The following is a 24,335-nucleotide window of genomic DNA, read 5'->3' as shown; positions in this document are numbered from 1 at the left end:
ATGAACGACGACACGGTGATCCGGGACTACCTCGGCCTGGGGCTGCGCCTGGGCCGCCTGGTGGACGGGTTCGTCGACTGCTGGTTCGGCGATCCGGATCTCGCGAAGCAGATCGAGAACGAACCACCGAGCACTCCCACGGCCCTGGTCGGCCAGGCGGTACGGCTGCGGGCCGCGCTGGCCGACAGTGGGCTGTCCGATCAGCGGCAGGCGTTCCTGGGCGCCCAGGCCCGGGCGCTGGAATGCGCGGCCCGCCGGCTCGACGGCGAGGAGTTCGGTTTTGTCGGCGAGGTGGAGCGCTACTTCGAGGTCCCCCTTGCCCTGGGTGACCCCGACCGGTACGCCGCGATCCACCAGGAGATAGCGCAGTTGCTGCCCGGAACCGGCGACCTGCAGACGAGGGTGGACGCGTTCTACGACGCGAACGCGGTGCCGCCGGACAAGCTGGGCCCGGCCGTGCTGGCGGTCAGCGAGCAACTGCGCGCCCGCACCCGCGCCGTGGTGCCGCTGCCGGACAGCGAGCGGATCGACTACGAGATGGTGACCGACCGGCCGTGGAACGCCTTCAACCGTTACCAGGGCGACTTCCGCTCGGTCGTGACCCTCAACGTCGAGGCCGGCCGGGCGATCGGGGCGCTGCCGTTGCTCGTCAGCCATGAGTCCTATCCCGGGCACCACACCGAACACTGCGTGAAAGAGGCGCTGCTGGTGCGCGGGCGGGGCGAGACGGAACATGTCATCTCGCTGGTGAACACCCCGCAGAGCCTGATGGCCGAGGGCACCGCCGAGGTGGCCGTGACCGCCCTGCTCGGCCCCGGCTGGGGAGCCTGGACCGAGGCGATCCTGGCCGGGCACGGCGTGCGTATCGACGGCCCGGCCGTGGAACGCATGGTCGAGCTGGTCCGGGCTCTGCTGCCGGCCCGGCAGGACGCGGCTGTCCTGCTGCACGACCGCGGGGCCGACGTGGACACGGTCGCCGCCTACCTGAGGCGGTGGCTGCTGCTGCCGGAGGATCGGGCCCGGCACATCACCCAGTTCCTGGCCGATCCGCTGTGGCGGGCCTACTCGGTGACCTATGTGGAGGGCGCCCGGCTGGTCGGCGAATGGCTGTCCGCGCCGGGTGGCGCCGGCACGGTCCTCGAGCGGTACCGGCGTCTGCTGGCCGAGCCCCTGCTGCCCTCGACGTTGCGCGACGAACTGCACCGAGTGGAGGCGCCATGAACGACCGGGAATCCGCTCTCTTCCTGTACGAGGAGGCCATGGCGTACACGTACGCCGCGGCTCTGCGCACGGCGGCCGAGCTCGATGTCGCGGACGCCATGACGAACGGCCCGCGTACCGCCGGGGAGCTGGCCGCCGCGGTCGGCGCCGATCCCGGCCGGCTGCGGCGCGTGCTGCGGCTGCTGGCCGCGCGGGGCATCGTCGCCGAGGACGACACCGGGCGCTTCGTCCTGACCGACCGGGGCGCCGCTCTGCGCAGCGACTCCCCGGTGCCCGCGCGCTCCGGAGTGCTGATGTTCACCGACGACATGTTCTGGACGATGGCGCACCGTGCCGCGCGCGCGGTCGCCGACCCGCAGCCGTCGTTCGCCGAGATCTTCGGCCGGTCGCTCGGCGACTATTTCGAGGCCGATCCGGCGGTGGAGGCGCTCTACTACGACGGCATGGCCACGGTCTCCGACGCCGAGCATCCGCTGCTGATCGAGGCCTACGATTTCCCGTACGAAGGTGTCGTGGCCGATGTGGGCGGCGGGCGCGGCCCCTTTCTGCGCAGTGTGCTGCAGGCCCGGCCCGGCCTGACCGGTGTCCTGGTCGATCAGCCGCACCGGGTCAAGGAGCATCTGCTGGACACTCCCGAGCTGGCCGCGCGGGCCGAGGCGGTGACCGGCGACTTCCTGAGCGAGGTGCCCGCGGCGGATCTCTATGTGCTCAAGCGGATCCTGCACAACTGGGACGACGAGGACAGCGTCCGGATTCTGCGCAACTGCCGTCAGACGATGCGCCCAGGCGGCCGGGTGCTGGTCATCGACGCGGTGATTCCGGCCGATGACCGGCCGCACCAGAGCCGGCAGATGGACTTCATGATGCTGTCCGCGCTCACCGGCCAGGAGCGCACCGAAGCGGAGCTGACCGCGCTGTTCGAGGCCGCGGGCCTGAGCGTCACCCGGGTGGTGGCGACGGCGTCACCGATGACCATCGTGGAAGGACGGGCCGCATGACCGGCGAACAGCCCCGCTCGGGCGGGACACTGCGTTACTACGGCCCGGGCGGCATGGACCACGTCGATCCGGCCGCGGCCTACTACGCCTTCTCACATCAGATCATCCGGTTGTTCGCCCGGCAGCTGTTCGGCTATCCGAGCACCACCGACGCCTCCGCCCTGGTCCCGGTGCCGGACGTCGCCGCCGAGCTGCCCACGGAGGCGAACGGCGGGGTGAGCGCGGACGGCCGGCGCTACACCATCCGGCTGCGGGACGACGTCTTCTGGGACACCGAGCCGCCGCGCCCGGTGACCGCACACGATTTCGTCCGCGGGCTCAAGCGCATGGCCAACCCGGTGGCCGGCGCCGGCGCCATCACGTACTACACCAGCACGATCGCGGGGATGGCCGAGTTCGTCGAGGGCTACCGGGCCGCGTTCGACGGGGTCGAGCCGACCGCCGCCGGTCTCGCCGATTACCAGAACAGCCACGAGATCTCCGGTCTGCGCGCGGCCGACGAGCGCACTCTGATCATCGACCTCGTCCGTCCGGCCAACGACCTGCTCAACATCCTGGCGATGCCGTTCGCCTCGGCCGCGCCCGAGGAGTACGACCGGGTGATCCCCGACAGCCCCGCCTTCATCGCGGCGGTCCGGTCCGACGGTCCCTACCGGCTCACCGGCTACCAGAACGGCGAGTTCCTCACCATGGACCGCAATCCGGCCTGGCGCGCGGCCTCGGATCCGCTGCGACGGCAGCACATCGAGCGGATCGACGTACGCATGGAGCCGGCGACCGACGACCAGGTGCGCGAGGCCATCGACACCGGAGCCGCCGATCTGTCCTGGGGGGCGGCGGTGATCAGCGACGACCGCCGGCCACCGGACGCCGACCGGCACCTCGGCTACGCCCTCAATCCGTACCTGGTGTTCAACTTCCGCAGCCCGAACGCCGGGGGTGCGATGAGCCTGCTGCCGGTACGCCGGGCCATCGCGTACGCCGTCGACAAGGCGGCCATCGTCCGCATCTTCGACGGCATGGACCTGGGCACCTTCAGCCGGCCCGCGCACACCGTCATTCCGCCCGGCAACTTCGGCTACCGCGAGTACGACCCGTATCCCACTCCCGGTGACGCGGGCGACCCCGACCGCTGCCGGGCCCTGCTCGAGCAGGCCGGCTTCCCGGACGGCCTGCGCCTGCGCGTGCCCTACCGGGAGGACGCGGTGCACTCCGACGTCACCGCCTCCTACGTGGCCGACCTGGCCAAGGGCGGCATCACGGTCGACCTGGTGCGGATGGGCTCCACCGACGAGTTCTACCGGCTGCTGCAGGACCCGGCCCGCGCGCTGGCCGGCGAATGGGATCTGGCCGCCGCGTCGTGGACACCGGACTGGTACGGCAACAACGGGCGCTCCTACATCCAGCCCATGTTCCAGTCCAACTTCGCCCGCGGCACCAGCAACTACGGCGACTACAGCAATCCCGTGGTCGATGCCCTCATCGACGAGGCGCTGGCCGAGGGCGACCCGGACCGGGCCGCCGGACTGTGGCACGAGATCGACCGCCGGTTGCTGTCCGACGTGGCGATCGTGCCGGTGGTGGCCTGCGAGCCGATGATCCGCCACCGCACCGGCCGCCGGGTCCGCAACGCGATCCCGATGCCGCAGATCGACCGCTGGTACGACGCGGCGAACCTCTGGCTGGACCCGCCGGACTGACTGTCACCAGCCGGATCGGATGGTCTCGGCGATGTGGTCGCGGTCCCGCTCGGTCAGCCACCAGCCGACCGGAACGTGCACCAGGCGATCGTGCACCTTGTCGAGGCCGGGAAGCGGTTCGCGGACATCGGCCACGCACGAGTGCGCGTCGTTGCGGCGGCACATCACGCTGGTCGCGATGCCGGCGCCGGCCAGCTTGCCCATGAAGGCGGCCCGGTCGTCCGCCTTCACCGGATAGAGCCAGAACGACGATTCCCGGTCGGGCGCCCGCTCGGTGAGTTCCAGGCCGGGCACCGCCGCCAGCTCCCGGTCGAAGAACGCGGCGTTGGCGCGGGTGCGGGCCAGCAGGTCGTCCACGATATCGAGGTTGGCCAGGCCGACCGCGGCCGAGACGTCGGTCATCGTGAACCGGTAGCCCCAGTCCTCGACGTCGTACTCGCCGTTGATCCGGTCGGCCTGCCGGTCGATGCCGTGCCAGCGGCGCCGCCGAAGATGACTTTCGAGGTCCTCGTCCGGCAGCACCAGCAGGCCTCCACCGGCGGCGTTGAGCAACTTGATGGCGCCCAGGCTGTAGACGCAGACATTGCCGTGGTTACCCAGCGGCTGCCCGCGATAGGTGGCCCCCCACGCCTGCGCGGCGTCCTCGATGACCACCGGGCGCCGCCCGTGCCGCTCGGCCGCCCGGTCCAGCACGTCGCGCAGGGCGGCCAGGTCGACCGGGTAGCCGGCCCAGTGGACGACGACGACCGCCCGTGTCGCCGGGGAAATCTTGGCCGCGAGATCGTCGAGGTCCATGGTGAGCGTGGCCGGATCCACGTCGACCCAGCGGATCCGCAGCCCGTTGGCCAGGATCGGCCAGTTGGTGCCCTCGAACGTCAGCGGCGTGGTGAGCACCTCGCCGGGCTCCGGGGCGCCGCCGGGAGCCCGGGCGACCATGCTCAGCGCGAGATGCAGCGCGGAGGTCGCGTAGTTGACGGCCAGCACCCGGCGGTTGCCGAGCCGCCGGCCCACCGCCTGCTCGAATTCGCCGACGACCGGCCCGTGCTCGAGCCGTCCGCTGTTCAGCACGTCCGCGACACGCTCGAGCGCTCGCGGTGAGGTCGCCACCTTGGACAGCGGTATCACGCCACAGCCTTTCGGTCATCCATCTGCTTGATTATCTTGTAGTAATTGAGCTCCCGTACGCGGGCCGTCGTCAAGGAGAAGCGGATGTCTCACGACTCGGATCTGTACGCGCCGCTGGGCCACTCGGGGCTCATGGTCAGCCGGCTGTGCCTGGGCACCGTCAACTTCGGCGGCCGGGTCGACGAGGCCGAGGCGCACATGTTGCTGAATCACGCGGTGGAGCGCGGCATCAACTTCATCGACACCGCGGACATCTACGGATGGCGCGTCCACAAGGGCTACACCGAAGAGCTTCTCGGCCGCTGGTTCGCGGCGGCGCCGGGGCGCCGGGACAGCGTTGTCCTCGCCACCAAGGTGGGCAAGCCGATGACGGAACGGCCGGGCGACTCGGGACTGTCGGCGCGGCGGATCGTCGCGGCGTGCGACGACTCCCTGCGGCGCCTCGGCACCGACCGGATCGACCTCTACCAGATGCACGAGGTGGACCGCTCGGTCGGCTGGGACGAGATCTGGGAGGCGATGGACCGGCTGGTCGGCCAGGGCAAGGTGCGCCACGTCGGTTCCTCCAATTTCGCCGGGTGGGACATCGCCGCCGCGCAGGAGGCCGCACGCCGGCGGAACCGGCCCGGCCTGGTGTCGGAGCAGTGCCTCTACAACCTGCACACCCGGCACGCCGACCTCGAGGTCATCCCGGCCGCGCAGGCCTACGGCGCATCCGTGCTGGTCTGGTCGCCGCTGCACGGCGGTCTGCTCGGCGGGGTCCTGGACAAGCTGGCCCGGGGCGCCGCGGTCAAGTCGGCCCAGGGCCGGGCGGCGTCGGTCCTCGCCGACCGGCGCGACGTGGTCGCCGCGTACGAGCAGCTCTGCCGGCGCCTCGGACGCGACCCGGCCGAACTCGCCCTGGCCTGGGTCGCGCAACGCCCGTCGGTCACGGCGCTGGTCATCGGTCCGCGGACGCCGGAACACGTGGACACCGCGCTCGGCGCCCTGCGCGCCAAGGTGACCGACGCCGAACTGGACGAGCTCGACATGCTCTTTCCGCCGGTCGGCAAGGGCGGTCCGGGCCCCGATGCCTGGCTGGACTGAGCCGTCAGGACACCCGGCGCACGTGAGTGGTGTCGACGCGCCGGGCGTCGAGCAGGTGGCGCAGCGGCGCGGCCGCGAGCAGGGGCGGATCGAGGTCCCACGGACGCCGCAGGGTGACCAGGACCGGCACGTGCCGCCCGTCGACGAATTGCACCGGTGCCTCCGCGACGAACCGGCTGCCGGCCACGTCGTCGACCAGCGCGTCGGTCAGCGGCACCCCCGACTCGACGACCGTCAGACGCAGGCGGTGCGGCCCGGCCGCGGCGGGCAGCCACAGCAAATGGGCCGCCGGCCGCACGATCCAGCGGCCGTCTCCCTGATCGGAGGCCGGTTCCAGGCCGGCGATCGCGCAGCCTTCCGGGACCGTGCCGGTGAGCGAGACGAGCAGCGAACCCGAGTCGCCCGGGGCCTGACGGGGTTCAAAGAAGGTGCCGGAACCGGCCCGCCGGCCGCTCAGCCGCCGGGCCAGCTGCCGGAAGCGGGCCGGCGACTCGCCGACCAGACGGGTGAACTGGGTGGTGAAGGTGCCCGCGCTGGCGTAGCCGACCTGAGACCCGACGGCGGCCACGGTCAGATCGGTGTGCAGCAGCAACCGGCGCGCCTCGGCCATCCGCAGAGCGGCCAGGAACCGGGCCGGGGTCAGCCCGGTGGTGTCGCGGAACAGGCGATGGAAGTGGAACGGGCTGAACAGCGCCATCCGGGCCAGGTCGGTCAGCGACAACTGTTCACAGAGGTTGTCCCGCATCAGCCCGATGGTGCGTCGCACCGCCTCGATGCGGCTGCTGGTGCTGGGGGAGTGGGGGGCAACGACTGGCATGGCATCGGCTCCTCAGACGGTGGCAGGCCGTGCCGAGTCTGGAGAGCCCATCTTGACGTCTTCTTGACTCCCCGAATACACAAGGCCACATACGGCAACTTGAAAGATGACAGTGCGCCGTCCGCTCGCCAAGCATGGAGGCACTCGGCTAGCGGATTGAGGGACGTCATGGTCAACTTGTGGCGACGGCTGCGGCAAACGATCCTCACCCCGGGCAACCGTCACACCCGGCTCGACGTACGCGGGTTCCACGCCAAGGACGATGCCGCCCGCGATCTCCTCGAGGAAGTCGGCGCTTCGTTCCTGGAGGGCTTCCGGCACGCGGTCGGTGCCCGCGACGCGGCCGAGGCCGGCCGCCGGCTCGCGGGCGTGCGCCGGGAGTTCCAGGGTTTCGCCTACGAGGGCGCCGGCATGGGACTGGCCATGCTGGACGGGATGTCGCCGGGCGGCCCGCGGCGGCTCGAGGCCTTCCTGGCCGGGCCGGCCGACGGGCACGTCTACATGGTCTATGTCGGAGCCGGCTGGGCGATGGCCCGGCTGCCGAGGCGGCGATGGCCGGCCATGCTGCCGGCCGACCCCCTGCTGCGCTGGCTCGCGCTCGACGGCTACGGCTTCCACCAGGCGTATTTCCACACCGCCGCGTACGTGCACGGCCGCCGGCGCGATCCTGACCTCCGGCTGGCCGGCGACCCGGGCGGCTACTCGCCCCGCGTGGTCGACCAGGGCATCGGGCGGGCGCTGTGGTTCGTCGAAGGCGCTGACGTCACCCGGGTGGCCGCGCGCATCGAGTCCTTCGAGGCGCACCGGCGCGGTGATCTGTTCGCCGGCGCGGGTCTGGCCGCCACATACGCCGGTGGCGCCGGACCGGCCGAACTCGTACTGCTGCGCGACCGGGCCGGTGCGCACCGCGCCCAGCTCGCGCAGGGCAGCGCCTTCGCGGCTCAGGCCCGCCTGCGGGCCGGCCTGGTGACACCGGGCACGGCCACGGCGACCGCGGCGCTGTGCGGGCTCCCGCCCGAGGCGGCCGCCGCGGTGACCGACCGGGCCCGGGCCGAGCTGACATCGACCGGAGGCGTCCCCAAGTTCGAGGTGTGGCGCCGGCGGATCGCCGATGAACTGATGTCCTCGGGAAGGTTGTAGAAGTGCGGATCGCCATCGTGGGACTAGGTTGCCGGTACCCGGACGCGCTCGGGCCGGCGCAGCTGTGGGAGAACGTCGTCGCCGGTCGCCGTGCCTTTCGCCGGATACCGGACGAGCGGCTCAACATGGACGACTACTGGTCGCCGGACCCGGCCGCGCCGGACAAGATCTATGCCCGTACGGCCGCGGTCCTCAAGGACTACGAATTCGACCGGCTCGCCTTCCGCATCGCCGGCAGCACCTACCGCTCCACCGACCTGACGCACTGGCTGGCCCTCGACGTCGCGGCGCAGGCGCTGGCCGACGCCGGTTTCCCGGACGGGCGCGGGCTGCCCGCCGAGCGCACCGCGGTCGTCGTCGGCAACACACTGACCGGCGAATTCAGCCGGGCCAACGTGCTGCGGCTGCGGTGGCCGTACGTCCGCCGGGTGGTGGCCGCCGCGCTGCAGGAGAACGTGGACTGGGACGACGCCCGGCTGGCCGGCTTCCTCGACCGGCTGGAGACCGACTACAAGCAGCCGTTCCCGGTGCCGGACGAGGACACCCTGGCCGGCGCCCTGGCCAACACCATTGCCGGTCGCATCTGCAACCACTTCGACCTGGGCGGCGGCGGTTACACCGTGGACGGCGCCTGCTCGTCGTCGCTGCTGTCGGTGGCCACCGCCTGCGACCGGCTGTCCGACGGCGACATCGACATGGCCCTGGCCGGTGGGGTCGACCTCTCGATCGACGCGTTCGAACTGGTCGGCTTCGCCAAGACCGGCGCGCTCGCCCGCAACGAGATGCGCGTGTACGACCGCGGCTCCAACGGTTTCTGGCCGGGCGAGGGCTGCGGCATGGTGGTGCTGATGCGCGAGAGCGACGCGCTGGCCCAGAACCGCCGCGTCTACGCCACCGTCGCGGGGTGGGGAATCTCCTCCGACGGCCGCGGCGGCATCACCCGGCCCGACGCGGACGGCTACCGGCGGGCGCTGGACGGCGCGTACCGGCGGGCGGGCTTCGGCATCGAGACCGTCACCCTGTTCGAGGGCCACGGCACCGGAACGGCGGTCGGCGACGCCACCGAACTGCGCGCTCTCAGCTCGGCCCGCCGGTCGGCCGGCGCGACCGGACCGGCCGCCATCGGCTCCATCAAGGCGATGATCGGGCACACCAAGGCCGCGGCCGGAGTGGCCGGGCTGATCAAGGCCACTCTCGCCGTGCACCACGGCACCATCCCGCCGGCGGTCGGCTGCATCGACCCTGATCCGCAGCTGACGAGCGAGGACGCGGCCCTGCGGGCTCCCCGCGCCGCCGAGGAATGGCCGGTCGGCGCTCCCCGGCGGGCCGGGGTGACCGCGATGGGCTTCGGCGGCATCAACACCCACCTGGCTCTGGAGTTCTCCGCTCCGCCCGGCGCGGTCTCGGCCGCCGCGCCCCGGCATCGTGCTCTGGCCCGCGGCCTGCAGGACGCCGAACTGCTGCTGCTGGAGGCACCGGGCCCGGCCGAACTGCGGGACCGGGCGGCCGGTCTGCGCGACCGCATCGCCCGGCTGTCCTACGCCGAACTCGGCGACCTCGCCGCGGTGCTGCGCGAATCGCTCACCGGGACCGCCTGCCGGGCCGCGGTCGTGGTGCGGACCCCCGAGGACGCCGTCGCCAAACTCGACGCCCTGGTCGCCGCGCTCGACGAGGGCCGGCTCGACGCGGTGGAACCGGTGGCCGGCTGGTTCCTCGGACGCCCCGCTCCGGGGGCCGGACGGCTCGGACTGCTGTTCCCCGGTCAGGGTTCCGGCCGCGGGACGACCGGCGGTGCGCTGCGACGGCGGTTCCCGGTGGCCGACGAGGTCTACCGCAGCGTCGCCCTGCCGGCCGGCGCCGACCCGGCGGCCACCGAGGTCGCCCAGCCGCGGATCGTCGCCGGCTCGCTGGCCGGTCTGGCCGTGCTGGACAGCCTGGGGCTCTCGGCCCGGGTGGCTCTCGGGCACAGCCTCGGCGAGCTCTCCGCGCTGCACTGGGCGGGCGCTCTCGACCAGGCGGCGCTGATCCGCCTGGCCGGTCATCGCGGAGCGGTCATGAGCCGGGTCACGACCCCGGGCGCGATGGCCGGGCTGGCCGCCGGACCGGACGCCGCGCGGACCCTCATCGGCGCGGAGCCGGTCGTCGTCGCCGGGCTGAACGGCCCCGGCCAGACGGTCGTGGCCGGTCCGGCCGAGGCGATCGACCGCGTTGTCGCCGCCGCCGGACGGGCGGGCCTGCAGTGCGCCCGGCTGCCCGTCTCGCATGCTTTCCATTCGCCCCTGATGGCGCCGGCCGCCACCGAATTCGGCACCTGGCTGGCCGGGCAGGAGTTCGCCGCGCCGGTCCGGCCGGTGGTGTCCACCGTGACCGGGCGGATGCTGGACGCCGGAACGGACCTGCGGTCGCTGCTGCGTACGCAGATCACCGACCCGGTCCGGTTCGCCGGCGCGGTGTCCGTGGCCGCCGCCGAAACCGACCTTTTCGTCGAGGTCGGACCGGGCCGGGTGCTGTCCCGGATGGTGCCGGGCGTGTGTGCCGTGCCGGCGGTCGCCCTCGACACCGACGACGAGTCACTGGTCAGCCTGCTCGGCGTGCTGGCCGCGGCGTACGTGCGAGGCGCCCCGCCACCGCCCGCGGAGTTCTTCTCCGAGCGGCTGGTGCGGCCGCTCGACCTCGACGCCCCGCTCTCCTTCCTGACCAACCCGTGCGAGGCGGCCCCGCAGCCGGTCCTGGCCGGCGCCGAGGTCGTCGGCGAGACCGCCGGGGTGACCACACCGGCGCCGGGCGGCGCGGTGGCCGACAGCCGGGACGCCCTGACCGTGCTGCGCGGCCTGGTGGCCGACCGGGCCGAACTGCCCGAGGAGGTCCTCTCCGACGACAGCCGCCTGCTCGACGACCTGCACCTGAGCTCGATCACCGTCGGTCAGCTGGTCAACAGCGCGGCGCGGGAGCTCGGGCTGGACGCCATGGCCGCGCCGGCCAACTTCGCCACCTCCACGGTGCGCGAACTCGCCACCGCGATCGAGGAACTGGCGGCCGACGCCGGACGCCGGAGCGCCCCGGCGGTGATCGACGGAGTGGCGGCCTGGGTACGCCCGTTCGTCGTCGAACTCAAGGCCGCTCCGGTCGCCGTCGAGCGCGGTGCCGGGCAGCAGGGCCGCTGGACGATGCATGCCCGCCCGGACGACCAGGTCGCCGAGCAGGTGCGCGTGGCGCTCGAGAAGGCCGGGGTGGGTGACGGCGTGCTGGCCTGCGTGCCCGCCGAGCCCGATCACGATGATCTCGAACGGGCGTTGCTCGGCGTCCGGGCCGCCGTCCGGCAGCCCGCGGGGGGCCGCCTCGTGCTCGTGCAGGCCCCCGGGGCCGCGGCCGGCGCGCTGGCCCGTACGGCCCGGCTGGAGTATCCGGAGCTGCGCACCACGGTGGTCACCGTGCCGCCGGACGCCGACGCGCCCGCCCGGGTGGTCGCCGATGTCGTGGCCACCACGGGATACACCGAGACGGTGCACCGCGCCGGAACCCGGTACGTGCCGACGGCGCGCCCGTTGGCGGCCGGGAGCGGCGACCAGTCCGAAGTCGTGCTCACCTCGGACGACGTGCTGCTGGTCACCGGGGGCGGCAAGGGCATCACCGCCGAGTGCGCGCTCGCCCTGACCAGCGGAACCGGCGCGGCCCTGGTCGTCTTCGGCCGCTCCGATCCGGCGGCCGACCCGGAACTGTCGGCCAACCTGGCCCGCGCCTCGGCGGCCGGGGTGCGGGTCAGCTATGTGCGGGTGGACGTCACCGATCGCGCCGCCGTGCGCGCGGCGGTCGCCCTGGCCGAGGCCGAGACCGGCCCCGTGACCGCCGTGCTGCACGGCGCCGGGCGCAACGAGCCCGCGCCGCTGGCCGAGCTCGACGGCGCCGCGCTGCGCCGCACCCTGGCGCCGAAGGTGGACGGGCTCGTGCACGTGCTGTCCGCGGTCGACGCCGGGCGGCTGAGGCTGCTGGTCACGTTCGGCAGCATCATCGGCCGCGCCGGGCTCGCCGGTGAGGCGCACTACGCCCTGGCCAACGAGCGGCTGGCCGAGCTGACCCGGGTGGTCGGCGCGAGCCGGCCACAGTGCCGGGTGCTCTGCCTGGAGTGGTCGGTGTGGTCCGGGGTGGGCATGGGCGAGCGCCTGTCGGTGGTCGAGAAGCTGCTCCGTGGCGGGGTCACCCCGATCTCGGCCGACGACGGCGTCGCGATGCTGCGCCGGCTGCTCCGCGACCCGTCGACTCCGCCGGTCGTGGTGGTCTCCGGCCGCACCGGTGAGGCGGACACCGTGCGCTACCACCGCCCCGAGCTTCCCCTGCTGCGCTTCCTCGAACGCACGCTTGTGCACTACCACGACATCGAACTGGTCACCGAGGTCCGGCTCACCCCGGCGACCGACCCCTACCTGGACGACCATCGGCTGGACGGCGAGCGCGTGCTGCCCGGTGTGCTGGGCCTCGAGGCGATGACCCAGGTGGCCGGCGCCCTGCTCGGCGGCTCGGACGCGCCCAGGTTCGAGCGGGTCGAGTTCTCCCGGCCGATCGTCGTCGGCGACGACGGGACAGTGGTCCGGATCGCCGCGCTGCACCGCGGACCGGGGGTCGTCGACGTGGTGATCCGTTGCTCGGACACCGGCTTCCGGGCCGACCACATGCGGGCGACCCTGACCTTCGGCCCGGCCGTCGCGGACCTGCCGGTCGCCCCGGCCGGCGCCGAGGGTGTGCAGCCGGGCCTGGTTCCGGCCCGCGAGCTCTACGGGAGCGTGCTGTTCCAGGACGGGCGCTTCCGGCGGGTGATGCGTTACCGGCGGATCGCGGCCCGCTGCGCCGAGGCCGTGGTGGCCACCGGCGACCGGGCCGACTGGTTCGGCGCCTTCCTGCCCGGTCAGCTGCTGCTGGGTGACCCGGGAGCCCGGGACGCCTTCCTGCACGCCATCCAGGTGTGCGTGCCGGACGCGACGCTGATCCCGGCCGGGGTCGACGCGATCAGCCCGGCCGGTCCGAAACTGGCGATAGCCGGCCCGGTGGTGGTCACGGCGCGCGAGCGCAGCCACACCGGCGCCGACTACGTCTACGACCTCACCGTGCGCGACTCCTCCGGCACGGTGATCGAGCACTGGTCCGGGCTGAGGCTGCGCGCGGTGCGCCGGCGACCGTCCGGCTCCGGCCTGACCCCCGACCTGCTCGGTCCCTACCTGCAACGACGGCTGGAGGACGCGCTGGGAACCGAGGTTGCGGTGGCGGTCCGGGAGGGTCCGCGCCGGCCCGGCGACACCGCCCGGCTGCTGGCCACGGCCCTCGACCGGCCGGTGGAGGTGCGGTACCGGCCCGACGGGCGGCCACTGGCCGACGGGTGGTCGGTGTCCGCCGCGTATGCCGCCGGGGTCGGCATGGCCGTCGCGGCGGACGGACCGGTCACCTGCGATGCCGAGGTGGTCACCGCGCGGACGCCGGCCGAGTGGCGCGACCTGCTGGGTACGCACGCGCCGCTGGCCGATCGGCTGGCCGCCGACCTGGACGAGCCGGGCGACACCGCCGCGACCCGGGTCTGGTGCGCGATCGAGTGCCTGCAGAAGACCGGCCGCCTCACCGGACCGCTGACGGTGCGCCCCGGTGCGGCCGGCGGGTGGGTGTCGCTCGACGCCGGCACCGCCCGCATCGAGACGTACGCGGTGATCCCGGCGGGCGCCCGCCAGCCGTTGGTGTTCGCCGTTCTCGCCGGGAAGGAGTGAGCCGGATGAGCCGCTGGTACGAATACCGGCACGTCGTGGGGTTCGAGGAGACCAACCTCGTCGGCAACGTCTACTACGTCAACTACCTGCGCTGGCAGGGCCGCTGCCGGGAACTGTTCCTGAAGCAGCAGGCGCCGGCGGTGCTGGACGAGATGCACGCCGGGCTCAAGCTGTTCACGCTCAAGGTCGACTGCGAGTTCCTGGCCGAGCTGACCGCCTTCGACGAGGTGTCGGTGCGAATGTCGCTGGCCGAGCTGGCGCAGACCCAGCTGGAGTTCACCTTCGACTACGTATTGCTGCGCGACGGCGCCGAGGTGCCGGTGGCCCGGGGCCGGCAGCGGATCGGCTGCATGCACGGGCCCAACCGGCAGACGGCCCCGGTGCGGGTGCCGGCCGCGCTGGTCGAGGCGCTCCGGCCGTACCGCGTTCCCGAGTTGCGGACGGTGTGAGCGATGCGCTTCGACACCCGGCTGGTGCGCTCCGGTCAGGACCCTCACCCCGGCACCGGCGACGTCGTGCCGCCCCTGCACATCGCGACCACCTATGAGCGCCGGGTCCAGCCCGAACCGGCCTACTTCTACGCCCGCGGCGAGAACCCCACCCGGGAGGCGCTGGAGACCTGCCTGGCCGCCCTGGAGGACGCGCCGCACGCCACGGTCTTCTCCTCGGGGCAGGCCGCCGCGGCGACCGCGCTCTCGCTGGTCGAGCCGGGCCGCACGGTGCTGGTGATGGACGACGTCTACTCCGGCACCGACGCGCTGCTGCAGATGACCGAACGGCGCGGGGTGCACGTGCGCTATGCCGCGCTCGACGATCCCGGGGCGGCCGGCCGGGCCTGGGCCGAGCCCGGCATCGCCATGGTCTGGGTGGAGACGCCGAGCAACCCGCTGCTGCGAGTGGCGGACATCGCGGCGCTGGCCGGGCCGGCGCACGACCGCGGCGCCCGGCTGGTGGTCGACAACACCTTCGCCAGCCCGGCCCTGCAACAGCCGCTGGCCCTCGGCGCCGACATCTCGCTGTACAGCACGACCAAGTTCGTCGCCGGTCACGGTGACGTGCTGGGCGGGGCCCTGGTCTACCGCGACGACGACCTGCACCAGGCCGTGCGGGCGTATCGCACGGCGACCGGCAACGTCCCCGGCGCCCTGGACAGCTACCTGGTGCACCGCGGGCTCAAGACGCTGGCCCTGCGGATGGACCGGCAGGTGCGTACGGCCGGTTTGCTCGCCCGCCGGCTGAGCAGCCTGCCCGGAGTCGGCGCGGTGCACTACCCCGGCCTGCCGGACCACCCCGGGCACAAGGTGGCCGCACGGCAAATGAGCGGTCCGGGCGCGATGCTGTCGTTCGAGTACACCGCCGGCCCGGCCGAACAACTGCTCGACCGCTTCCGGGTGTTCTCCTGCGCGGTGAGCCTGGGCGGGGTGCAGTCGCTGGTGGAGTGCCCGGCTCTGATGACGCACCGGCCGCTGCCGCCCGAGGTGCGCCGGGCCCGGGGCATCTCGGACGGGCTGATCCGGCTGTCGGTCGGCATCGAGGACCCGGACGACCTGGCGGAGGACCTGACCCGTGCGGTGACCGGCGAGGAGGAGACATCATGACGACGGTTCCGGTGGTGCACAGTGTTCCGGTGCCCGGCGAATACCCGTGCGGCCTGGGGTGGGACGGAAACCTGCTCTGGCACTCGGATCAGGCGGCCGGTCAGATCTACGCGATCGACCCGGCCGACGGACGGGTGGTGCGCACGGTTGCCTGCCCCCGCCTGCGGGCCGACCTGACATGTCACGGCGGGCAGCTCTGGCAGGTCGGTGGCCGGCCGAAACGCATGCTGGTGCTCGACCCGCTGACCGGGACCGAGGTGGGCGAGCGGCCGGTGCTGCCGGCCAGCGGCCGGTTGTGCGGGGTGGAGGCCGGCCCCGGCGGTTTCTGGCTGGGCTTGCGGGGCCCGGCCGTGGTGCAGTTGCGCGACACCGCGACGCTGTCGGTACGCCGCGAGTTCGCCGTGGACGGCCAGCCGTCCGGCCTGACCGTCCACGGCGACGTGGTCGTCTACGCCGATTTCGAGAGCAGCCTCGTCCGGGCGGTGGACGCGACCACCGGCGAGTTGCGGTCGGCGGTGCCCGTCGAGGGCCGGCCGGTCGGCCTGACCTGGGGCGACGACCTCATCTGGTACGCCGACTTCAGCGCTCGCCGGCTCAAGGCGCTGCGCCCCGACGACGTGCTGTGCGGGTCGGTCGCGCCCCAGGCCCGGCGGGAGTGGAACTGAGGCGGCGGTCAGGTGTAGTCGTTGCCCGCGTACCAGTCGCCGCGTCCTTGCGGCAGCAGGTCCAGCAGGTTCCACACCGGGGAGAGCGGATCGATGCCGCGCTCGCTGTTGTCGGGGAAACTGGCCGCCTGCGAGTAGAAGTGCCGGATGCGGTCCCCGTCCCGGACGAGGACGCTGATCACCGGCCGCTGGTCGCCCGCGGGGGTCTCGGCCTTCAGGTCCGCGTTGAACGACGTGCCGTGGCTGGACAGCAGGCGTACGGCGGTCCAGCCCCGGTGGCGGCCCCACTCGAGCAGCCGGGCCGGCTCGGTCTTGGCGACGACCGCGAAGGCGGTGTGCTGGGCCAGGTGCGCGGTCACCGCGTTGAAGCCGTCGACCCACATCGAGCACATCGGACAGGCCTGCTCGGCGCCGGGCTCGAACATCAGGTGGTACAGCAGCAGAGTGCGGTGCTCGCCGAACAACTCACCGAGCCGTCGCGGCCCCGATCCGGGTGACACCTCGGTCAGCACATAGTCGTCGACGACGCCGCCGGGCGGCAGGGCCCGGCGGGCCGCGGCGACGCGCTCGGTCTGCTCGCTGAGCGCCTTCTCGGCCTCGGACAGCCGCATCCGGGCGGCGGTGTAGGCGGGGTCGGCGTTGTCCGGCCACAGCGGCACGAAGTTCTCTACCTGTGTCATGGGCTATACGGTACTCAACCTCACGCGGCCGCTGGCGCTTGACCACCCGCCAAAGCTATAAAATAATCAAGTGATTCTATCGAGGGAGTGCCGTGGTGACCGCCCCACCGTTCGATTCGTTGACCTCGCGGACGCAGTCGTTCAAGGCGCAGCAGAGCCGTTCCTGGGACGCCATCAGTGAGGGCTGGGACACCTGGCAGGACAGCTTCGAGGCGGCGGCCGAGCCGGTCACCCGCCGGTTGCTGGAGCTGGCCGGGCTGCGCGCCGGGCACCGCGTCGTCGACCTGGGCTGCGGCGTGGGCGAGCCGGCGATCAGCGCGGCCCGGATTGTCGGCCCGGGCGGCCGGGTGCTCGGCCTCGACCTCTCCCCGGAGATGGTGGCCCGCGCCGAGCGCCGGGCGTCGCACCTGAAACAGTTGCGGTTCGTGGTCGGCGACATGGAGTCGTACGAGGCCGGGCCCGGCTCGGCCGACGTGGTGCTGAGCCGCTGGGGCCTGATGTTCGCGGTCGACCGGGTGGCCGCGCTCCGCCGGGCCGTGCACGCCCTCGTGCCCGGCGGTGTCCTGGCCGCCGCGGTCTGGGCCGCGCCCGCCGAGAACCCTCTGCTCCGCCTGGGATTCGAGGTGATCAGCCGCCGTCTGGGCCTGACCGGCCCGCCCCCGGGCACGCCCGGACCGTTCACCATGGCCGATCCCGAGCAGGTCCGCGACGAGATGCGCCAGGCCGGCTTCGCCCGGTCCGAGGTGCAACTGGTGCCGGTGCGGCTGCGGCTGTCCGCACCGGAGGCGTACGCCCGGTACACCCGCGCGGTCACCGCGCCGGCCCTGCTCGACCAGGTGAGCCGGCTCGGCCCGGACGACGGTGGCGTGTGGGCCGAGGTGGCCGAGGCCGCCGAGGCGTACGCCGTGCCCGGCGGCGCCGTGGTGCTGCCCGGCCTGGCGATCTGCGTACGCGCCGTGACGCCGATCGGGGGAGGCGGCGCATGAGCCTGGCGCCGGCCCGCCTGCGCGAGACGCTGATCAAGGTGGCCCAGACGCACGTCGACGAGGCCTCGGTCCGCGGCGAGTCGGAGCCGGTGCGGATCGACGACCTCCTCGGCCGCCGCGACGAGCCGGACGAGGACTTCCGCCGGCGGGTCGCCGACGCCTTCGCCGCGGCACCCCGGCGCCGCGTCACCCCCGCGGTGCACACCGGCTACGCCCGGATGAAGGCGGAGAACCTGCGGCTGCTGCGCCGGGCCGCCGACGCGGGACTGCGCGTCCGGCCGTGGCGAGGACCGGGCCAGCCGTACGCGGGTTCGCGCCAGATGATCAGCGAACTGGCCCGCACCGGGACGCTGCACGTCTTCCTCACCGAATCGGGTCACGGTCCCGGCGAGCCCGAGCCGGACCACCCGCTGTGCGAGCCGTCCGAGATCCGCGCCGACGGCGTCCGTCTGCTGCACAACGATGTCTTCCGGGCGGTGCACGACATCTTCGGGCACGCCATGTCCGGCGCGGCCATGGGCCCGGTGGGCGAGCTGCGCGCCGCCCGCTGTCACATGGCGCTCTGCCCGCCGGCCGCCCATCCGGTGCTCTTCACCGAGCAGGTCGCCCAGATCTGCTGGTTCTTCTACGGCCCGCATCTCCGGGATGCCTCGGGCCGCCTGCCCGCCCCCGACGAGCCGGGGTGGATACCGCCACCGGACCGGCCGTATCCGCCGCAGAAGGTCTTTCCGTGCCCGCCGGGCCTTCTCCAGGAGTTCCGGGCGGGCCGGCCCGAGGAGAACTGATGACCAACAGCGTGCGGGAAAGCCTGTCCGCCCTTCGCGCGGACTTCCCGATCCTGTCCGGCACGATGAACGGACGCCCCCTGGTCTATCTGGACAACGCCGCTACCACCCAGAAGCCGCGGGCCGTGCTCGACGCGATCGTCGAGTACTACGCCACGGCCAACAGCAACATCGGCCGCGGGTTCTATGAGCTGAGCCGGACCGCCACCGACCGGTACGAGGGGGCGCGAGCCACCGCCGCCGCCTTCCTGAACGCCGCCGAGCCCGACGAGATCGTGTTCACCCGCGGGGTCACCGACGCGGTCAACCTGGTGGCCGACACGTTCGCCGCCCGCATCGTCGGCCGGGGCGATCGGATCGTGGTGACCGGCATGGAACACAACTCGAACCTGCTGCCGTGGCGCCGGCTCTGCGACCGGGTGGGCGCACGGCTGGTGGTCGCCGGCACCACTGCGGAGGGCCGGCCCGACCCCGCCGGTTTCGCCGCCGCGGTGGCCGATCCGTCGGTGCGGATGGCGGCGATCAGCCACGTGTCCAACGTCCTGGGCACGGTCAACCCGGTCGCCGAGCTGGTGGCGGCGGCGCACGCGCGGGGCGTGCCGGTGCTCGTGGACGGCGCCCAGGCGGTTCCGCACCGGCCGGTGGACGTGCAGGCCCTGGACGCCGACTTCTACTGCTTCTCCGGGCACAAGGTGTACGGGCCCAACGGCACCGGCGTGCTCTACGGGCGCCGGTCGCTGCTCGCGGACATGCCGCCCTATCAGGTCGGCGGGGGCACGGTGAAGGGCGTCCGGCTGGACGAGCCGGTCAGTTACGTCCCGGGTCCGGCCCGGCTCGAGGCGGGGACCCCCGACGTGGCCGGCGCCGTCGGGCTGGCGGCTGCCCTCGACTACCTCACCGCGGCGGGCCGTGCGGCGGTCCGCCGGCACGACCGCGAGATCACCGAGTACGCGCTGCGGGTGCTGCCCTCCGTGCCGGGGGTCCGGGTGATCGGGGAACCCGGCATCGACCCGGCCGGAATCGTGTCGCTGGTGGTCGACGGGATCCACCCGTACGACGTCGGTGGTCACCTGGACCGGCACGGCGTGGCGGTGCGTTCGGGCGTGCACTGCGCGAGCACCTTCCTGGACGCGCTCGGCCTGCTCGGCACGGTTCGCGTCTCGTTCGGCCTCTACACCACCACCGGCGACATCGATGTGGTGCGCGACGCGCTGCGGACGGTCCGTCCCGGCGACTGGACGGCGAACCACCCCACCACCCGTTTCCTCTGATCGGAGCCGGTCGTGCTCGATACCGCGTTCGCCGCCGTGCCCGCCCGGGCCCTGGCCGAGGCGGCCCTGACCGCCGCCTCGGCCGCCGGCGCCACCTATGCCGACTTCCGGCTGCGCCAGGTACGCAGCATCCGCGACCTGGTGCGGGACGGCTCGGTGGCCGACAGCCGCACCAGCACCGAACTCGGCGTGGGGGTCCGGGTGCTGCTCGACGGCACCTGGGGTTTCGCCGCCGGCACCGGGCTGACACCGGACGCGGCGGCCGCGGTGGCCGCCTCGGCCTGTGCCGTGGCCCGGGCGGCCCGTCCGCTGCGGGGCGAACCGGTCGAGCTCACCGATGAGCCGAGCGCGGGCGAGGTCACGTGGTTCGGCTCCGCACGGACCGACCCGTTCGAGCTGACCGTGGCCGACCGGGTGGCCCCGTTGGCGGGCTGGTGCGATCAGGTGCTCTCGGCCGGCCTCCAGCACGTGGACGCCTATCTGGTGGCGGCCAAGGAGACCGGTTTCTACGCCGATACCGGCGGTGCGGCGATCACCCAGCAACGGGTCTGGGTGCATCCCATGGTGTTCGCCACCCGGGTGGACCGCTCGGCCGGGTCCTTCGAGGTGATGCGCACCCTCGGGCCGCCGAGCGCGCGGGGTTTCGAATACCTCACCGGCGACGGCTGGGACTGGACCGCCGAACTGGCCCGCATGCCGGAGTGGCTGGCCGAGAAGGCGGCCGCACCTCCGGTCGAGCCCGGACGTTACGACCTCGTCATCGATCCGACGAACCTCTGGCTGACGATCCACGAGTCGATCGGGCACGCCACCGAACTGGACCGGGCGCTGGGCCACGAGGTGGCGTACGCCGGCGGCACCTTCGCCACGCCCGATCAGATCGGCACCCTGCGGTACGGGTCGGCGGCCATGAACGTGGTGGCCGACCGGACAGCCGAACACGGGCTGGCCACGATCGGCTACGACGACGAGGGGGTGCGGGCCGGTCGCTGGGACCTGATCCGGGCCGGCAGGCTGGTCGGCCTGCAGGTGGACCGGCAGAACGCCGCCAAGGCCGGGCTGACCGGATCGAACGGGTGCGCCTACGCGGACTCGTTCGCCACCGTTCCGATCCAGCGCATGGCCAACATCTCGTTGCTGCCCGACCCGGCCGGACCGGATGTCGACGGCCTGATCGCCGGGGTCGAGGACGGCATCTACGTGGTCGGTGACCGCAGCTGGTCGATCGACATGCAGCGGTACAACTTCCAGTTCACTGGTCAGCGCTTCTATCGGATCCGCAACGGCCGCCTGGCCGGTCCCGTACGGGACGTCGCCTACCGTGGCTCCACCCCGCAGTTCTGGGGCGCGCTGGAGGCTGTCGGCGGGCCGCAGACCTACTTGCTCTCCGGGGCCAGCCAGTGCGGCAAGGGCCAGCCTCTGCAGATCGCCGGGGCCGGGCACGGCAGTCCGGCCGCGCTGTTCCGCGGCATCGACGTGCTCAACACGGCCGGCGAGGCCGCACGATGACGGCCCAGGAGATCGTCGAACGGGCCCTGGCCGCGGCGCGGGCGGGCGGCTGCGTGGTCATCGTCGACGAGGAGAGCGCGACGAACCTGCGATGGGCCGCCAACGCGCTGACCACCGACGGGCATACGGCCCGGCGGCGGGTCACGGTGATCGCCACGCGGGAGCGGGCGGAAGGTGTGGCGACCGGCTCGGTGTCGTACGACGGCGAGCTGGACGCCCGGCAGATCACCGATCTGGTCGCCGCGGCCGAGCGCGCCGCTCGTGAGGCCGCTCCGGTGGCCGGCGCGCCCGCTCTGGTGCCGGGACGGGATCCGGCCCCGGAATGGGACGATCCGATCGACCCGACCTCGCCCGCCGTGCTGAGCCGCGTCGCGGCCGGGCTGGGCGAGGCGTTCGGGCAGGCGTCGGGGCAGGGCCGGCTGCTGTACGGCTATGCCGAACATTCCCGCCGTTGCACGCTGCTGGGCTCGTCGACCGGCCTGCGGCTGCGTCACGATCAGCCGTCCGGGCATCTGCAGCTGAGCGGACGGGACCCGGACGGTGGCCGGGCGGCCTGGGTGGGCGCGGCGACCGACGACTTCACCGACGTCGACGTCGGGCGGTTGAGCGAGCAGATCGGCCGGCGGCTGGGCTGGGCCCGCCGGCGCGTCGACCTGCGGCCCGGACGGTACGAGTGCATTCTGCCGCCGGCCGCCGTGGCCGACCTGATGACGCACACCTACTGGTCGGCCGGTGCGGCCGAAGCCGCGCAGGGGCGCAGCGTGTTCAGCGCCGCGGACGGCGGCACCCGGATCGGGGAGCGGCTGACCACGGCGCCGCTGACCTTGCGCGGCGACCCGGGCGCGGCCGGTCTGGCCTGTGCGCCCTTCGTGGTCGCGCGCACGTCGGATGCCACCGCGTCGGTTCTCGACAACGGATGGCCGCTGGCCCCCACCGCCTGGCTGGATTCCGGCGTGCTGCGGGCCCTGCTGCAGACCCGGGCCGGAGGCGGCGAAGGGGCGCTGACACCACACATCGACAATCTGATCCTGGAGTCGGCCACGGGCCGGGGCTCGGAGGAGGATCTGGTGGCCCGCACCGAACGGGCACTGCTTCTCACCGGCCTCTGGTACGTCCGCGAGGTGGATCCGGCCAATCTGCTGCTGACCGGCCTCACTCGCGACGGCGTCTATCTCGTCGAGCACGGCGAGGTGGTCGGCTCGGTCACGAACTTCCGGTTCAACGAGAGCCCGGTGGACATGCTCGGGCGGGTGCGAGAGGCCGGAGCCACCGTACGGACCCGGGCGCGCGAGTGGGGCGACGGCTTCACCGCGGTGGCGATGCCGCCCCTGCGGGTGGCCGACTTCCACATGTCGTCGGTCAGTCAGGCCATCTGAAGATATTCACTATATTAGTAAGGATCATGGCGGCTCCCGGTGTCGGGGGCCGCCATGCAGCTGTTTGGCCCCTGATAGGCCTTTTCCCTTGCCTTACTTGAGGATCCGGCCGGTAGCGGAGCGCGTCGGAGTAGCTTCGATGTGTTGACGACCACTTTAAAAAAATATAGCGTCGGGACGAGCTCGGCGGTGGGCGCGCCAAGGGGCACGCCGCGGATCCGAGCCTTCCGAGGAGGTGAGCCGTGACCAACACGGCACGAGAGACCTACGAGTCCCTCAACATCGAGCCGAAGCCGCTCCGGCCGCACATCCTGGCTGCGGCCACGGTCGTGTTCGGGGACGACTACTACGGCGGTCGTCGCGAGACGATCAACCTGTCCGGCTTCGTCCAGATGAACAAGTGGCCGATGCCCGGTTTCCACCACCGGGTGGCCGAGGACGGCACGGCCAGCTTCGACACGGAGCTGATCAGTGCCCCCGAGGTCGGCATCAAGGGGTTCAGCTACACCCTCAACGACCGGATCCAGATCCTGTCGAACCCCTACCTGCCGAACACCGGTCACGTGAAGCAGATCGTGCCCGGCAAGAACTTCCCGGCGGAGTTCTACATCCGCCGGTTCGGCATCCTGGAGACCAGCACGATGCGGCTGACCCACCGTGGCGTCATCGACGTCATGGGCATCGTGGACAACATCCCGCCGTACAAGAAGCCGCTGACCCCGCCCTTCCTGGGCCGGCCCTACGGTGACGGCGATGCCGAGATCATGCCGGCCCACAACGTCGTGCGGGGCACCAACCTGCCGGCCGCGTGGTACCCGTCCACCGACGACAACGAGGCGATCGGGAACACCCCGGAGGCGTTCTTCGCCGCCGGTCCCGGCCCGTGTGTCTCGATGCTGACCGACCCGTCGATCATCATCCAGGCGTCGTCCGAGGCGAAGATCAAGGTCGAGGTCAACGGCAAGACCGAGGAGATCGAGCTCGTCGGCGAGTACCCGCTCGCCGCCGGCGCCGAGATCCTGCTGTTCGGCCCCGAGAAGCACGACGAGGGCTCCGGTGTGCTGGCGCAGCTGGCTCGCGTGGCCGTTGTCGGTGAGAGCCCGGCGCTCGGTGGCCGGGTCATGCTGCGAGTCAGCTTCTTCGCGGTGTCGGGCGGCCAGCTCGGCGACGGCACGGAGAAGAGCCTGAGCCAGGTCCGCTACCCCGGCGAGCTGCACTTCGACGCGCAGTTCGAGCTGGTCACCCCGTCCGGCACGCTGTACGCGGCATCCCCGGTGCACCTGAGCGGCAAGCTCAAGGACGTCGAGCCGACCGGCACCGTGCTGACGGCCGACTACGCGGACGCCGCGCTGCGGTCCGAGGACGGGGTCCCGCAGGCCCGTCTGACCGGCGTCAGCCTGAAGCTGGGCGACGCTCTTGTCGGTGCGGAGGCCTACGTCAGCGCGTAAGCCACGCGTGACTGACGTTCCGCCAGTTCGTCCCGGGGCGGCTCCGGCCGTCCCGGGACGAACCCCTGTGGTTGAGAAGGGTGGCAAACATGTTCGAGCGGTTCACCGACCGAGCGCGACGGGTTGTCGTCCTGGCCCAAGAAGAGGCCCGGATGCTCAACCACAACTACATCGGGACCGAGC

19 protein-coding genes are annotated in these 24,335 nt (G+C 72.7%); 16 read left to right on the top strand and 3 right to left on the bottom strand.

Going from position 1 to position 24,335, the window contains the following annotated elements; all coding sequences use genetic code 11:
* Genes ACZ3I4_RS43785 through ACZ3I4_RS43775 form a run of 3 tightly spaced genes read left to right on the top strand, consistent with a single transcriptional unit; the run spans nt 1 to nt 3,919 of the window.
* Nucleotides 1-1,221 carry a DUF885 domain-containing protein gene (locus ACZ3I4_RS43785; protein ID WP_465388069.1) on the top strand — a complete coding sequence of 407 codons (1,221 nt, stop codon included), beginning with the start codon at nt 1-3 and terminating at the stop codon, nt 1,219-1,221.
* A complete protein-coding gene (locus tag ACZ3I4_RS43780) occupies nt 1,218-2,219 on the top strand; it encodes a methyltransferase (RefSeq protein ID WP_465388068.1) in 1,002 nt (333 codons plus the stop codon). Before ACZ3I4_RS43785 ends, ACZ3I4_RS43780 begins: the two co-directional genes overlap by 4 nt.
* Nucleotides 2,216-3,919, top strand: a complete 1,704-nt coding sequence (locus ACZ3I4_RS43775) for an ABC transporter substrate-binding protein (RefSeq protein ID WP_465388067.1) — start codon at nt 2,216-2,218, stop codon at nt 3,917-3,919. The genes ACZ3I4_RS43780 and ACZ3I4_RS43775 overlap by 4 nt, the downstream gene beginning before the upstream one ends.
* 3 nt (nt 3,920-3,922) lie before the next feature.
* Here ACZ3I4_RS43775 and ACZ3I4_RS43770 read toward each other — a convergent pair whose 3' ends face one another.
* Complete coding sequence (locus ACZ3I4_RS43770) at nt 3,923-5,044, bottom strand: DegT/DnrJ/EryC1/StrS family aminotransferase (RefSeq protein WP_465388066.1); 1,122 nt, start codon at nt 5,042-5,044, stop codon at nt 3,923-3,925.
* Nucleotides 5,045-5,128: 84 nt separating this feature from the next.
* On the opposite strand from ACZ3I4_RS43770, the gene ACZ3I4_RS43765 reads away from it, so the two are divergent.
* Nucleotides 5,129-6,130, top strand: coding sequence for an aldo/keto reductase (locus tag ACZ3I4_RS43765; RefSeq protein WP_465388065.1), 1,002 nt, complete (start codon nt 5,129-5,131; stop codon nt 6,128-6,130).
* A gap of 4 nt (nt 6,131-6,134) precedes the next feature.
* On the opposite strand, the gene ACZ3I4_RS43760 is transcribed toward ACZ3I4_RS43765, so the two are convergent.
* Nucleotides 6,135-6,947, bottom strand: a complete 813-nt coding sequence (locus tag ACZ3I4_RS43760) for a helix-turn-helix domain-containing protein (RefSeq protein ID WP_465388064.1) — start codon at nt 6,945-6,947, stop codon at nt 6,135-6,137.
* 168 nt (nt 6,948-7,115) lie between these two features.
* Between ACZ3I4_RS43760 and ACZ3I4_RS43755 the strand changes: the two genes are divergently transcribed.
* The 5 genes from ACZ3I4_RS43755 to ACZ3I4_RS43735 are packed head-to-tail and all read left to right on the top strand — an operon-like array spanning nt 7,116 to nt 16,097.
* On the top strand, nt 7,116-8,087 hold the full coding sequence (locus ACZ3I4_RS43755) for a DUF1702 family protein (protein WP_465388063.1): 972 nt from the start codon (nt 7,116-7,118) through the stop codon (nt 8,085-8,087).
* Nucleotides 8,088-8,089: 2 nt separating this feature from the next.
* Nucleotides 8,090-13,834 (top strand): type I polyketide synthase, encoded by a 5,745-nt coding sequence (locus tag ACZ3I4_RS43750; RefSeq protein WP_465388062.1) that lies wholly within the window; start codon nt 8,090-8,092, stop codon nt 13,832-13,834.
* A 5-nt stretch (nt 13,835-13,839) separates the two neighbouring features.
* Nucleotides 13,840-14,283, top strand: coding sequence for an acyl-CoA thioesterase (locus ACZ3I4_RS43745; RefSeq protein ID WP_465388061.1), 444 nt, complete (start codon nt 13,840-13,842; stop codon nt 14,281-14,283).
* 3 nt (nt 14,284-14,286) lie between these two features.
* Complete coding sequence (locus ACZ3I4_RS43740) at nt 14,287-15,432, top strand: trans-sulfuration enzyme family protein (protein ID WP_465388060.1); 1,146 nt, start codon at nt 14,287-14,289, stop codon at nt 15,430-15,432.
* Nucleotides 15,429-16,097 carry an NHL repeat-containing protein gene (locus tag ACZ3I4_RS43735; protein WP_465388059.1) on the top strand — a complete coding sequence of 223 codons (669 nt, stop codon included), beginning with the start codon at nt 15,429-15,431 and terminating at the stop codon, nt 16,095-16,097. The genes ACZ3I4_RS43740 and ACZ3I4_RS43735 overlap by 4 nt, the downstream gene beginning before the upstream one ends.
* Nucleotides 16,098-16,105: 8 nt before the next feature.
* On the opposite strand, the gene ACZ3I4_RS43730 is transcribed toward ACZ3I4_RS43735, so the two are convergent.
* Nucleotides 16,106-16,777: a DUF899 family protein gene (locus ACZ3I4_RS43730; protein ID WP_465388058.1), complete on the bottom strand. Its 672-nt coding sequence runs from the start codon at nt 16,775-16,777 to the stop codon at nt 16,106-16,108.
* 95 nt (nt 16,778-16,872) lie between these two features.
* On the opposite strand from ACZ3I4_RS43730, the gene ACZ3I4_RS43725 reads away from it, so the two are divergent.
* From ACZ3I4_RS43725 to ACZ3I4_RS43695, 7 genes are all read left to right on the top strand, one after another.
* Entirely contained in the window at nt 16,873-17,763 is an 891-nt protein-coding gene (locus ACZ3I4_RS43725; RefSeq protein WP_465388057.1) for a class I SAM-dependent methyltransferase, read from the top strand.
* Nucleotides 17,760-18,548, top strand: coding sequence for a crotonobetainyl-CoA--carnitine CoA-transferase (locus tag ACZ3I4_RS43720; protein WP_465388056.1), 789 nt, complete (start codon nt 17,760-17,762; stop codon nt 18,546-18,548). The genes ACZ3I4_RS43725 and ACZ3I4_RS43720 overlap by 4 nt, the downstream gene beginning before the upstream one ends.
* Nucleotides 18,548-19,819 carry an aminotransferase class V-fold PLP-dependent enzyme gene (locus ACZ3I4_RS43715; protein WP_465388055.1) on the top strand — a complete coding sequence of 424 codons (1,272 nt, stop codon included), beginning with the start codon at nt 18,548-18,550 and terminating at the stop codon, nt 19,817-19,819. The genes ACZ3I4_RS43720 and ACZ3I4_RS43715 overlap by 1 nt, the downstream gene beginning before the upstream one ends.
* Before the next feature lie 12 nt (nt 19,820-19,831).
* Complete coding sequence (locus ACZ3I4_RS43710; RefSeq protein ID WP_465388054.1) at nt 19,832-21,328, top strand: TldD/PmbA family protein; 1,497 nt, start codon at nt 19,832-19,834, stop codon at nt 21,326-21,328.
* Nucleotides 21,325-22,704 carry a metallopeptidase TldD-related protein gene (locus ACZ3I4_RS43705; protein ID WP_465388053.1) on the top strand — a complete coding sequence of 460 codons (1,380 nt, stop codon included), beginning with the start codon at nt 21,325-21,327 and terminating at the stop codon, nt 22,702-22,704. Before ACZ3I4_RS43710 ends, ACZ3I4_RS43705 begins: the two co-directional genes overlap by 4 nt.
* Before the next feature lie 242 nt (nt 22,705-22,946).
* Nucleotides 22,947-24,152, top strand: coding sequence for a DUF6004 family protein (locus ACZ3I4_RS43700; RefSeq protein WP_465388052.1), 1,206 nt, complete (start codon nt 22,947-22,949; stop codon nt 24,150-24,152).
* A gap of 89 nt (nt 24,153-24,241) precedes the next feature.
* On the top strand, nt 24,242-24,335 hold a 94-nt coding region (locus ACZ3I4_RS43695; RefSeq protein ID WP_425454139.1), incomplete at its 3' end, for a Clp protease N-terminal domain-containing protein.

It is taken from the genome of Actinoplanes sp. NPDC021490 (assembly GCF_055562135.1).
Note: the sequence above shows the minus strand (reverse complement) of the source record. Positions and strands in the feature narration are given on the sequence as shown.

What these genes read in the sequence shown, in the direction of transcription:
- ACZ3I4_RS43785 (WP_465388069.1), top strand. Translation starts at nt 1, where the DNA reads ATGAACGACGACACGGTGATCCGGGACTACCTCGGCCTGGGGCTGCGC.
- ACZ3I4_RS43780 (WP_465388068.1), top strand. Translation starts at nt 1,218, where the DNA reads ATGAACGACCGGGAATCCGCTCTCTTCCTGTACGAGGAGGCCATGGCG.
- ACZ3I4_RS43775 (WP_465388067.1), top strand. Translation starts at nt 2,216, where the DNA reads ATGACCGGCGAACAGCCCCGCTCGGGCGGGACACTGCGTTACTACGGC.
- ACZ3I4_RS43765 (WP_465388065.1), top strand. Translation starts at nt 5,129, where the DNA reads ATGTCTCACGACTCGGATCTGTACGCGCCGCTGGGCCACTCGGGGCTC.
- ACZ3I4_RS43760 (WP_465388064.1), bottom strand. Translation starts at nt 6,947, where the DNA reads ATGCCAGTCGTTGCCCCCCACTCCCCCAGCACCAGCAGCCGCATCGAG.
- ACZ3I4_RS43755 (WP_465388063.1), top strand. Translation starts at nt 7,116, where the DNA reads ATGGTCAACTTGTGGCGACGGCTGCGGCAAACGATCCTCACCCCGGGC.
- ACZ3I4_RS43745 (WP_465388061.1), top strand. Translation starts at nt 13,840, where the DNA reads ATGAGCCGCTGGTACGAATACCGGCACGTCGTGGGGTTCGAGGAGACC.
- ACZ3I4_RS43740 (WP_465388060.1), top strand. Translation starts at nt 14,287, where the DNA reads ATGCGCTTCGACACCCGGCTGGTGCGCTCCGGTCAGGACCCTCACCCC.
- ACZ3I4_RS43735 (WP_465388059.1), top strand. Translation starts at nt 15,429, where the DNA reads ATGACGACGGTTCCGGTGGTGCACAGTGTTCCGGTGCCCGGCGAATAC.
- ACZ3I4_RS43730 (WP_465388058.1), bottom strand. Translation starts at nt 16,777, where the DNA reads ATGACACAGGTAGAGAACTTCGTGCCGCTGTGGCCGGACAACGCCGAC.
- ACZ3I4_RS43720 (WP_465388056.1), top strand. Translation starts at nt 17,760, where the DNA reads ATGAGCCTGGCGCCGGCCCGCCTGCGCGAGACGCTGATCAAGGTGGCC.
- ACZ3I4_RS43715 (WP_465388055.1), top strand. Translation starts at nt 18,548, where the DNA reads ATGACCAACAGCGTGCGGGAAAGCCTGTCCGCCCTTCGCGCGGACTTC.
- ACZ3I4_RS43705 (WP_465388053.1), top strand. Translation starts at nt 21,325, where the DNA reads ATGACGGCCCAGGAGATCGTCGAACGGGCCCTGGCCGCGGCGCGGGCG.